Origin of the sequence: Chlamydia sp. (assembly GCF_017472245.1) — a bacterium.
GTDB lineage: Bacteria > Chlamydiota > Chlamydiia > Chlamydiales > Chlamydiaceae > Chlamydia.
In genome coordinates this window covers 89,257-101,524 of sequence record NZ_JAFUQR010000006.1, presented here as the reverse complement: position 1 = coordinate 101,524, position 12,268 = coordinate 89,257, and the positions used below count along the sequence as shown (strand labels likewise).

Here is a 12,268-nt window from a genome sequence, read left to right as displayed (position 1 = left end):
TTTTCTATTTATAGTTCCTTTTCACAATAACGTCATAAGACGTTTGTAATAAAGGAGTTTATGAATCCGATTACGAAGAACTTGACTTATCCTTCTCAAGAAAGAATTCTCGAAACATCGCACCAAACCCCTTCAATCAAGAACCCTTACCAAACTTTTATCTTTAGATTTCTGCTTGGAATTCTAGCTTCCTATACGCCGTATTCTTTCGCTGAAGTGGAATTAATCATTTCTGGTCACAAATATGGCAAAGACCGCGACACCTTTACTATGATATCTTCATATCCAGAAAGCACCAGTTATATTATCAACCGTAAACTCATACTCAGCGATTTCTCTTCAATAAATAAATTCTCCTCTGGAGGAGCTTTTAAAAACCTATCTGGAAAAATTTCTTTCTTAGGAAAAAATTCCTCCTCCTCTCTTCATTTCAAACATATTAATCTCAATGCTTTTGGATCTGAAAGCAACGGAGGGATCTTCACAGCAAAAGACAACATCATTTTCAAAAATAATCACTACGTTGCCTTTCGGAACAATATAGTTAAAGGAAACGCTAAAGGATGCGTATCTTTTGCAGATCAACGAGGAGCCATTATCTTTGCTAATAACCAGGCTATAGCCTCCTCATCTATTAAACATAGCGGTCGCGGGGGCGCTATCAGTGGGGATTTTGCAGGATCTCGTATTATATTTCTCAATAACCAGCAAATCACCTTTGAAGGGAATAGTGCTATCCAATTCTTTGACCCAGTAATTGCACTAACAGCATCTTTCGTTCCTGTAGAAATTAATGCTCCTGAATATGAAACCCCATTTTTCTCTCCTAAAGGGGCCATTGTTTTCTCCAGAGCCAATCTTTTAGACGATGCTATTGAAGACGTTGTAAATCGCACATCAATTTTCAATCAGCCCGTTTATTTACACAATGGAACTTTGTCCATTGAAAATGGTGCTCATCTAGTCGTTCAAAGCTTCAAACAGATAGGAGGTCGTATTAGCCTATCCCCAGGGTCTTCTTTAGCTCTCTATACGACAAATTCATTCTTTTATGGAAATGTTTCCAGCAAAGAACCTCTGGAAATCAATGACCTAAGTTTTGGAGTGAGTATCTCTCCTCCTAATCTTCAAGCAAAAATCCATGCAGGCAGTGCTCCTCTTAAATTATCAGGCACTCCGACTATCTATGATTCGGAAGGTTTGTTCTATGAAAATCGAGATATTGCAGCATCTCCATACCAAATGGAAATCCAGCTATCCTCTGACAAAGTTATTGATATTTCTGATTTCACAACGAGTTCCCTTGTTGCTAGTAAAGAGTCAGGGTTCCAGGGATCTTGGCATTTTAGTTGGAAACCAAATACCATAAACAATACCAAACAAAAAATATTGCGTGCTTCCTGGATCCCAACAGGAGAATATGTTCTTGAGGCTAACCGTATTGGTCGTGCGGTTCCTAATTCCCTATGGAGTACATTTCTACTCTTACAAGTAGCCTCCCATAACTTAGGAGAGCATCTTTGCAATAATACGTCTCTCATTCCTACTTCATACTTCGGTGTTTTAATTGGTGGAACTGGAGCAGAGATGCGTGGACTTTCTTCAGAAGAAGAAAGTCGTATCTCTCGCTTAGGCGCTACAGGAACAACCATAATACGCCTAACTCCAACTCTTACCCTTTCCGGAGGAGGCACACATATGTTTGGAGATTCTTGGGTCACAGATCTTCCAGAAATTATCACTTCCGAAGGAATAGTGCAAAACGTGGGAATTACCCAAACTTGGGAACCTTTCTCTTTCAATGCCACGTTGTGTGCTGCCTTAGATCATAATTCTATGATTCGCATATGCTCCAAAAAAGATCATACACGAGCAATGTGGGATACGTTTGGAATACGCGGAACTTTAGGAACTTCATATACTTTCCTAGGGCATGGGCAAGCCGCTCGTTTATTCTCATTTGTCAATGTTGAAGCAACCAACATCTTGCAGAAAGCGTTTACCGAAACAGGGTATAATCCTCGAAGTTTTGCAAAAACAAAACTCATAAATATCGCTATTCCTGTAGGAATTGGTTATGAATTCTACTTAGGTAATGACTCTCTTTCTTTATTAGGGAAAGGATATGTTGGTTATTCTCGAGATATCAAACAGGAAAATCCTAAGACTCTGGCCCACCTGGCGATGAATGATTTCTCTTGGATTTCCAATGGATGTCCAGTACCTGTCTCTACACACACAATCGCTAACCAATTTATTTTGCGCTATAAAGCATGCTCCTTATACGTAAAAGCATACGCTATCAACCGTGAAAACAAATATCTCTCAAGCAGCTTATCTTGCGGAGGATATATTGGATTCTGATACAACCTTGTAGATGAATCATTTTTAAGAACCTTCATACCTTCATAGTAAATTAGGCAAGGAATACCTTGCCTAATTTACTTTTCTGATTTATCTAACGCCTATCGAGTTCTTACGTGTTCAATAGGTTTGTCTTCTATGAAATGGCTGTCAGCTACTGCTGTGTTTGCTGCTGTTCTTCCTTCGGTCTCAGGGTTTTGTTTCCCAGAATCTAAAGAATTGAATTTCTCTCGCACAGGAACTTCTTCTTCTACGAATTTTACAGAAACCATTAATGAGGACGGTGCAGAATACATTGTTTCTGGTAATGCAACATTTACTAGTTTTACTAATATCCCCCCGAAGACAACAACACCAGCCACTAGTTCGAGTTCCTCATCAGAAACTTCCCCCAGCACCACTCAAACAGAAGCAACTGAACAATCCTCATCCGAGAATACTGAAGACGTAATAGATCCTAAAGGCGGGGGCGCTTTTTACAATGCTCACTCCGGAGTTTTATCGTTTATGACTCGATCAGGGACAGAAGGTTCTCTGACTTTGTCTAACATTAAGATGACTGGTGATGGGGGAGCCATATTCTCTCAAGGAGAGCTTCTATTCACAGATCTCACAGGTTTAACTGTCCAAGGGAATTTATCCCAATTATCCGGAGGAGGAATCTTTGGAGGGAGCTCTATTTCTTTATCTGGAATTACCCAAGCAACATTCTCCTCTAATGCAGCAGAAGTGGTTGTCGAACCTGCTCCGGAGCCAAGTGCTCAAAAAACTGAAGAAACTGACGAGGCTGAAGAAGCTCCCCCTACTCCCACAACGACGACAACCACAACTGAAACTTCTGCACAAAGCCGCTTCATTTGTGCTTCAACTGGCTCTACTACAGAAACAGAAAATGATACAGACTCCTCAGAAACACCCCATAGACCAGGATCTGGGGGAGCTATCTATGCTCAGGGAGATCTAACTATTTCAGATTCTCAGACAGTTACATTCTCAACTAACAAGGCAAGCAAAGATGGTGGAGCTATCTTTGCAGAAAAGGGCGCCTCATTCACAGATATTACAACATTAAAAGTGCAAAGTAATGGAGCAGATGAAAAAGGTGGCGGTATCTATGTCGTTGAAGACCTCTCTGTCCAATCTTCTAAGCGGATCGTACTCAACTCCAACTTAAGCAAACAAGGAGGAGGAGCTTGTTATGTGGAAGGTAATATAACTTTTCAAGATCTTGAAGAAGTTCATATCAAATATAATAAGACAGGAACCTTTGAAACAAAAAAAACCTCTACAGCGAAAAAAAGTTCTCAGGCATCTGCAGATACAGCTCAAACGGAATCGACTACACCCACAACAACGATAACTGTAACCCCCACTTCCACAACAACGACAACTACAACTGAAGCTCCTACCCCACCTCCTTTAGCTAAAGGTGGTGGTCTATATACTGAAAAAAACTTTTCTATAGAAAATGTTACTGGAATTATAGAAATCGCAAACAATAAGGCGACAGATGTTGGAGGAGGAGCATACGTCAAAGGAACGTTCACTTGCGAAAACTCTCACCGCTTACAATTTCTAAAAAACTCTTCCGAGAAAAAAGGAGGAGGTCTTTATGGAGAAGATAGCGTCACTTTATCTAATCTGACAGGAGAAACACTATTCCAAGAAAATACTGCTAAAGAAGAAGGTGGGGGTATCTTCATCCAAGGCGCTGATAAGACCCTCACTATGACAGGACTCGATAGTTTTTGTCTGATCAATAATACCTCAGCAACAAGTGGTGGTGGAGCTTACGTTACTAAAGAGATTTCCCAAACCTATACTTCTGATGTGGAAGAATTTCCAGGTATCACTCCAGTGCATGGTGAAACCATTATTACTGGAAATAAAGCAACAGGAGGAAGTGGAGGAGGAGTGTGTACACAACGTCTTGTTTTGTCTAACCTCCAGACTATCTCCATATCCGGGAACTCAGCATCAGAAAATGGGGGTGGAGCCTATACATGTCCAGATGACTTCCCTTCTCCTACTCCGACAACACCCGCAACTACTACCACTATTTCCGACCCAGCTACTACCGAATCAGCTAATGCTGCCGCTTCTTCTTTAATCTTCCGAACCAAGTCCCCCATAACTGCTGAATCTCCAGTAGGTGAAGCTAGTTCCAAAGAAAAACCTGAAGATCCTAATGCTGATAAAGACTTTTTGATTGATTACGTGATCAACACTACTATCAATAACAATAACGCCTCCAAAAAAGGTGCTGGGGTCTACGCTAAAAAGGCTAAATTATCTCGTATAGACCAACTCAATATCTCTAGTAACTCTGCTCAAGAGACAGGAGGAGGATTCTGTTGTACAGAATCCTTAGAATTAGATGGTATTGCCTCTTTATCTGTAACAGAGAATCGTGCAGGAAAAGAGGGAGGAGGTTTGCATGCTAAGACACTCACGATTTCTAATCTAAAATCCGGATTTTCTTTCTCAAATAATCAAACAAATTCCTCATCTACAGGAGCAGAATCAATTGCTTCCCCTGCTCCCGCCGCTGCAGCTCTTACAAAAGCCGTTGCTGCTGCTGCAGGAGCCTCTTCTTTAACCACTACACAACAAAATTCTCTTACTTATGCAAGTGTAGTAGGTGGAGCTATTTACGGTGAAACTGTTTCCTTCTCTCAATGTAGTGGAAACTGTCAATTCTCAGGAAACTCTGCCATTGACAATACTCCTTCTAGTCCTTCCTTAAATGTTCAAGGAGGAGCTATCTATGCTAAAACATCTTTGTCCATAGAAGCAGGAGAGTCCGGTACCTCTTATCTCTTCTCTGGGAACTCAGTCTCTACAGGGAAAGCACAAACTACTGGACAAGTAGCTGGAGGAGCTATTTTCTCTCCTACCGTCACATTGAAATGCCCAGTAACATTCTCTGGCAACACAGCCTCCATGACAACAGCTTCTTCTTCCTCAAACAATTCTAGTATCAAAGATACCATTGGAGGAGCTATAGCAGGAACCGTAATCTCTCTGTCCGGAAACTCTCTCTTCTCGGAAAATATAGCTGATTTGGGAGCTGCTATAGGGACTCTTGCTACTAACGGATCTTCTAGTGGATCTCCACAAACTCCTACAGAAAAAATTACTTTAGAAACGGGCTCGTTTACCTTTGAAAACAATAAAGCCAATAAACGGGGAGCCATTTACTCCCCTAGTGTTTCCATTAAAGGGAACAATATTATCTTCCGTCAAAATACATCTGCTAATGATGGAAGTGCGGTTTACTTCACAAAAGATGCCACTATCGAATCTTTAGGATCGGTTCTATTTACAGGGAATAATGTAACGAATGTTTCTGGAACACAGGCAAATAACGGTTCTGGCCAAACAAATAATGTAGTCAACTACGGAGCTGCTATCTTTGGAGATCCAGGAAGTTCTCAATCACCACCGGATGCTACTTTGAAATTAATTGCTTCCGGAGGAAGCATTAGCTTCAGCAATAACAGTCTGAACGCTAATCCCGATAAAAATGCAGCTACTAAGTTCTGCAGTATCGCAGGCTATGTCAAATTATCATTACAAGCTACTCAAGGAAACACGATCAGTTTCTTCGATAGCGTCCATACTTCTACTAAGAAAACAGGACAAAATCAGAGTGTGTATGAGACTTTGGATATCAATAAGTTAGAAAATACTAATGCGTATACAGGAACTATTTTGTTCTCCTCTGAGCTGCATGAGAATAAGTCTTATATTCCACAAAACGTTGTTCTGCATAACGGTACATTGGTTCTCAAAGAAAAATCAGAATTACATGTAGTCTCCTTTGAACAAAAAGAAGGCTCAAAATTCATCATGGAACCTGGAGCTGTGTTATCCAACCAAAACATAGCGAATGGAGCCTTAACTATCAACGGATTAACGATTGATTTATCAAATATGGGGACTCCTCAGACAGGAGAAATCTTCTCCCCTCCTGAATTACGAATTGTGGCAACAACTTCTACCTCATCTGGAGCTGGAGTTTCAGGAGCCAAGGTAACTGCCTCTCAAGAAATCTCTTCGCTATCCTCTGCAACTTCTGCTGTAACGACTCCAGCAACTATGAGTGAGAATAAAGTTTTCTTAACAGGGGATCTTACTCTCATTGATCCTAATGGAAACTTTTATCAAAACCCTGCTTTAGGGACGGATTTAAATGATGTGCCTTTAATTAAACTTACAGCAGCAAATACAGATGATGTCGTCGTCTCTGATTTAACTTTATCCGGAGATCTGTCTCCTCAAAAAGGATATATTGGAACTTGGACGCTTAACCCTGATTCTAAAACGGGGAAAATCGTTGCCAATTGGAAGTTCGACATGTATCGCCGTTGGGTATACATCCCTAGAGACAACCATTTTTACGCAAACTCAATCTTAGGATCCCAAAACTCAATGGTTGTAGTGAAACAGGGATTAATCAACAATATGTTGAACAATGCTAGATTCGATGACGTGGCTAGCAATAATTTCTGGGTCTCAGGGGTTGGGACTTTCTTAGCTCAACAAGGAACTCCTCTTTCTGAAGAATTCAGTTACTATAGCCGAGGAACTTCTGTAGCAATTGACGCGAAACCTAGACAAGATTTTATCTTAGGAGCCGCGTTTAGCAAAATGGTTGGAAGAACAAAAGCTATTAAAAAAGTACACAATTACTTCCATAAAGGTTCCGAGTATTCCTACCAGGCTTCTGTCTATGGGGGTAAATTCCTTTACTTCTTACTCAATAAACAACGGGGATGGGCATTACCATTCCTATTACAGGGAGTTGTGTCTTATGGACACATAAAACATGATACAACAACACTCTACCCTTCTATTCATGAGAAAAATAAAGGTGATTGGGAAGACTTAGGATGGCTAGCAGATCTACGTATATCCTTAGATCTTAAAGAGCCTTCTAAAACATCATCCCAACGAGTTTCTTTTTATGGAGAGCTAGAATACTCCAGTATTCGTCAGAAACAGTTTACCGAAATCGATTATGATCCTCGACATTTTGATGACTGTGCGTATAGAAATCTCGCTATTCCTATGGGATGCTCTTTTGAGGGCGCATTGATGAGCTACGACATCCTGATGTATAACAAACTTTCCTTTGCCTATATGCCTTCTATTTATAGAAATAGTCCCATTTGCAAATACAAAGTCTTATCTTCAGGAGAAACTGGAAAAGTTATTTGCGGAGTACCTACGAGAACATCCGCACGAGCGGAATACAGTACTCAACTATATCTAGGGCCTTTCTGGACCTTATATGGAAATTATACGATAGACGTAGGAATGTATACTCTATCACAGATGACGAGTTGTGGAGCTCGTATGATTTTTTAACGATTAGCCTCTTGGAAACAAGAGGCTATTTTTTACATTCCTAAATAGGTTTTATAGCCTTCTTTGAAGTACCTTTGCCCTTAAGAAGGTTCCTGGATTTTTTTCATTTTATGTTCTATTCGACGTTCAACATAATTACTTAATTAGGTTACTCCAATTATGAAAATACTGTCAGTTACTGCTGTACTTGCCGCCACTCTCCCATCTATTTCTGGAGCAAATTCTCCAGAAAATTCTGTAGAGAATAAAGAATTATCCTCGAGCAGAATAGGAACCCAATCCTCTGAACAATTCACAGAACAAAATTCTAATAGCGGTATTGAGTATAAAGTTTCTGGCGATGTTTCCTTTTCTGATTTTTCGAATATCCCTGAAGATGTTTCTGGAATACTTGCTTCACCACATCAAGAATTATCTAGTACTGATATCTCAGTACCCTCATCTTCTGGAACTTCTAACGGAGAAGTAGAAGATGCTGAAGGAAGTCAATCTGAAAATAACTTAGGAGAATCTCTCATTGGAGTTGCTATTGGAGAAACCCTCGTACTTACGACATCTACTGACTCTTCCTCTGAAATAATCTCTCCTACAACAACTACAAAATCTACGCAAAATGGTTCAAACACCTCAGATACAGCTAGTACAACAAGCAGCGAATCTACTACTTTAGAATCGGCAACAGCCATACTCGCTTCTTCGTACCATTTGCAAGCAGAAACAGTTGTCGAAAAGTCTTTAGAAAACTCTGAAGATATACAAACAACTCCAAGTGGATCTAGCCCTAAAAACACAGTGAGCGGTGGTGGAGCATTTTATAATCCTCATCAAGCGCCTATATCCTTTATTAATAACCTCGATAATCCCGGTTCGCTAACCTTATCAAAAATTCGTGTAATAGGAGAAGGCGGGGCAATCTACTCTAAAGGGCCTTTGAGCATAAAAGATTTACAGAAATTTTTTGCTCAAGAGAACCTATCCCAAAAAGCTGGTGGAGCTATTTGTGGAGAATCTACTATTTCAATAAATGGTGTAGATTCTATCAGTTTCTCCAAAAATAAAGTTGCCGTTCCTTCTTCTAATAAAGTAGATCCTTCTGATCCCGATAGCAGTGATCATACAGATGTGAGTGGCTCCGAGAGCACTACCTCCAACAATAACCAAAATAATAATGTTGTTTCCCCGGATGCAACTACTACCTCACAAGCTATTGCGTTGACGAAAATATTCTTATCAGAAACCCCTGGTACAAACTCTCAGGAATCAGAATCTACTGCAACTACCTCTCAAACAACAGAAAATGAAAATACTTTAAATGTTGAGTTAAGCTGTGGAGGAGCTATCTACGCTCAAGATAAGCTCACTATCTCAAACTCTAAAAAAGTAACTTTCGATAACAACTCCGCTGACGAAAAAGGTGGTGCAATCTTTACAAAAGGAGAAATATTCTTAGCAAATATTACTGAAACGGTATTTTCCTCTAACGTGGGTAAAAAGGGTGGTGGAGGAATCTACTCAGAAAAAACAGTGACAGTCAGTCAATGTGGGGATCTTCATTTTAAAGACAATATTGCTGGTATAGAAGCAACACAAGAATCTCCAACTGTTGAGCAATCTACACCAACTTCATCAAAAGTGATGGCCTCAGCAAATTTGGGTAAAGAGGGAGCTCTTTATATAGAGAAATCTCTGACCATTAATGGTGGAACAGAAACTATAAATTTTGTAGAGGACAAAGCTACGGATGTTGGAGGAGGAGCTGTTTCCGGAGAAACAGTGAAGATCGAGAACTGTTCAGGATATGGTATATTCTCTAGAAATCAAGCGATTGATAACAAAGATTCTGGATCTACTGTAGATGTTCTTGGAGGCGCCGTCTACGCTAAGACAGCATTGAATATCGACAGCGGAAATTTCAATAAAACTATTACCTTCTCGGATAATACAGTCTCTTCTAAATCTACAACAGGACAGGTTGCAGGAGGAGCTATTTTCTCGCCTACTGTAACAATCGCTACACCTGTAGTGTTCTCCAACAACGCCGCAACAAATGATGCAAAGAACTCTAGGAAAAATACTTTTGGAGGAGCTATCGGTGCAACCACCGCAGTGTCTTTGTCAAAAGGAGCTCGCTTCTCAAAAAATACCGCTGATCTCGGGTCTGCTATTGGATTAGTTCCAGCAAAACAAAATACAGAAACTGTGAAGTTAGAAGCAGATTCTTACTACTTTGAAAACAATAAAGCTATAAAACGAGCAACTATTTATGCTCCCATCGTATCTATCAAAGCTTATACAGCAACATTTAACCAAAACTCTTCTGCAGAAGAAGGCAGTGCGATTTACTTCACAAAAGAAGCAACCATCGAATCATTAGGATCTATTCTTTTCACAGGGAACTTGGTCACCCCAACACAAAGCACGACGACACAAACTGCAGGAAACACGACAAAGTACGGTGCAGCCATCTTTGGACAGATAGTAAACTCTAGCGAATCTCAAACAGATAACCTTCCCCTCAAGCTAATTGCTTCAAAAGGAAATATCTGTTTTCGCAACAATGAATACCGTCCTAGTACCCTTGATACCGGAGCTTCCACTTTCTGTAGTATTGCTGGAGATGTGAAATTAACCATGCAAGCTACAGAAGGTAAAACCATTAGTTTTTTTGATGCGATCCGAACAACAACTAAAAAGACTGGAACACAAGCAAGCACTTATGACTCCCTGGATATCAACAAAAATGATGATTCAGGATCTGTAAACTCCGCATTTACAGGAACAGTTATGTTCTCTTCGGAATTACATGAAAACAAGTCCTATATCCCACAAAATGTTGTTCTACATAGCGGATCACTTGTACTAAGAGCGAATACAGAACTGCATGTGATTTCATTTGAACAGAAAGAAGGAGCTTCTCTTGTTATGGAACCTGGAGCAGTTCTTTCAAACCAGACTGTTGCCGATGGCTCTTTAGTAGTCAATAACCTTACTATTGATTTATCAAGTGTAGGAAGAAACAGTGTATCTGATGATAATATCTTCACTCCTCCTGAATTAAGAATCGTAGACACTACTACAAATTTTGCAAAAAATAGAGGTGTTTCCGAAGGAAGCAATAGCTCTTCCGATGCATCTCAAAGCTCAAGCACAACTTCTACTACTGCTCCAACTGCAACGACAGCATCCCTTCTCAAAAATCCAGCAACAGTATCCACAACTACAACGACAACACCTACAACAGGAAATCAGGTTATTCTTGATGGGGTGATTAAACTCATTGATCCTAACGGAACATTCTTCCAAAACCCAGCGTTAGGATCGGACCAGCAAATCTCTCTTCTGGTACTTCCCAAAGATCAAACAAAATTACAAGCGCAGAAAGTAGTTCTAACAGGAGATGTTTCTCCTGTAAAAGGATACACAGGAACATTAACTCTCGATCCTAATAACCTAAAAAATGGCGTAATCTCAGCCCTGTGGACATTCAAATCTTATAGACAATGGGCCTATGTTCCTAGAGATAACCATTTTTATGCGAACTCCATTTTAGGATCTCAGATGTCTATGGCTACAGTCAAACAAGGTTTGATGAATGATAAATTAAGTCTCGCTCGCTTTGATGAGATTGCCTATAACAATCTATGGATATCGGGACTAGGAACGATTTTATCTCAAAAAGATACCCCATACTCTGAAGAATTTACCTATTACAGCAGAGGAGCCTCTGTCGCTTTAGACGCGAAACCAGCTCAAGATGTGATCATTGGGGCCGCGTTTAGCAAAATGGTTGGGAAAACGAAATCTCTAAAAAAAGAACATAATTACACACACAAGGGATCTGAATATTCCTATCAAGCCTCCATATATGGGGGCAGCCCCTTCCATTTTGTTATCAATAAAAATTCAGGAAAAGCCACTCCTTTCTTATTACAAGGAGTCATCTCCTACGGATACATCAAACACGATACGGTCACCCATTACCCAACAATTCGTGAACGCAACAAAGGAGAATGGGAAGACCTAGGATGGTTGGCAGCCCTTCGTCTTTCTTCTAATTTGAAATCTCCTTCGCAAAGCGATACTAAACGCTTCACTGTTTACGGAGAACTTGAATACTCTAGTGTTTGTCAAAAACAATTTACAGAAACAGAATACGATCCTCGTTACTTTGGTAGCTGCACTTATAGAAACTTAGCAGTTCCCATAGGATTAGCAGCAGAGGGAGAATTCACTGAAAATGATATTTTGATGTACAACAGATTTTCTATAGCTTACATGCCATCAATCTACAGAAACTCCCCTGTATGCAAATACCAGGTGCTCTCATCTGGAGATGGAGGAGAAATTATCTGTGGAGTTCCAACAAGAAACTCTGCTCGTATGGAATACAGTACCCAACTGTATCTTGGTCCTCTTTGGACTTTGTATGGATCTTATACATTAGAAGTAGACGCACACACATTGGCTCATATGACCAACTGTGGAGCTCGTATGACTTTCTAAGTACTCTCGTTAAGATCCTTTATTTAGA

At 40.1% G+C, this 12,268-nt stretch carries 3 protein-coding genes; all 3 read left to right on the top strand.

Annotated elements, in window-relative coordinates; genetic code table 11:
* The first annotated feature begins 60 nt into the window (after positions 1-60).
* Positions 61-2,364 (top strand): polymorphic outer membrane protein middle domain-containing protein, encoded by a 2,304-nt coding sequence (locus IJ490_RS02665; protein ID WP_291893595.1) that lies wholly within the window; start codon positions 61-63, stop codon positions 2,362-2,364.
* A 138-nt stretch (positions 2,365-2,502) separates the two neighbouring features.
* Positions 2,503-7,737, top strand: coding sequence for a polymorphic outer membrane protein middle domain-containing protein (locus IJ490_RS02660; RefSeq protein WP_291893592.1), 5,235 nt, complete (start codon positions 2,503-2,505; stop codon positions 7,735-7,737).
* A gap of 159 nt (positions 7,738-7,896) precedes the next feature.
* Complete coding sequence (locus IJ490_RS02655; RefSeq protein ID WP_291893588.1) at positions 7,897-12,240, top strand: polymorphic outer membrane protein middle domain-containing protein; 4,344 nt, start codon at positions 7,897-7,899, stop codon at positions 12,238-12,240.
* Positions 12,241-12,268: the final 28 nt, after the last annotated feature.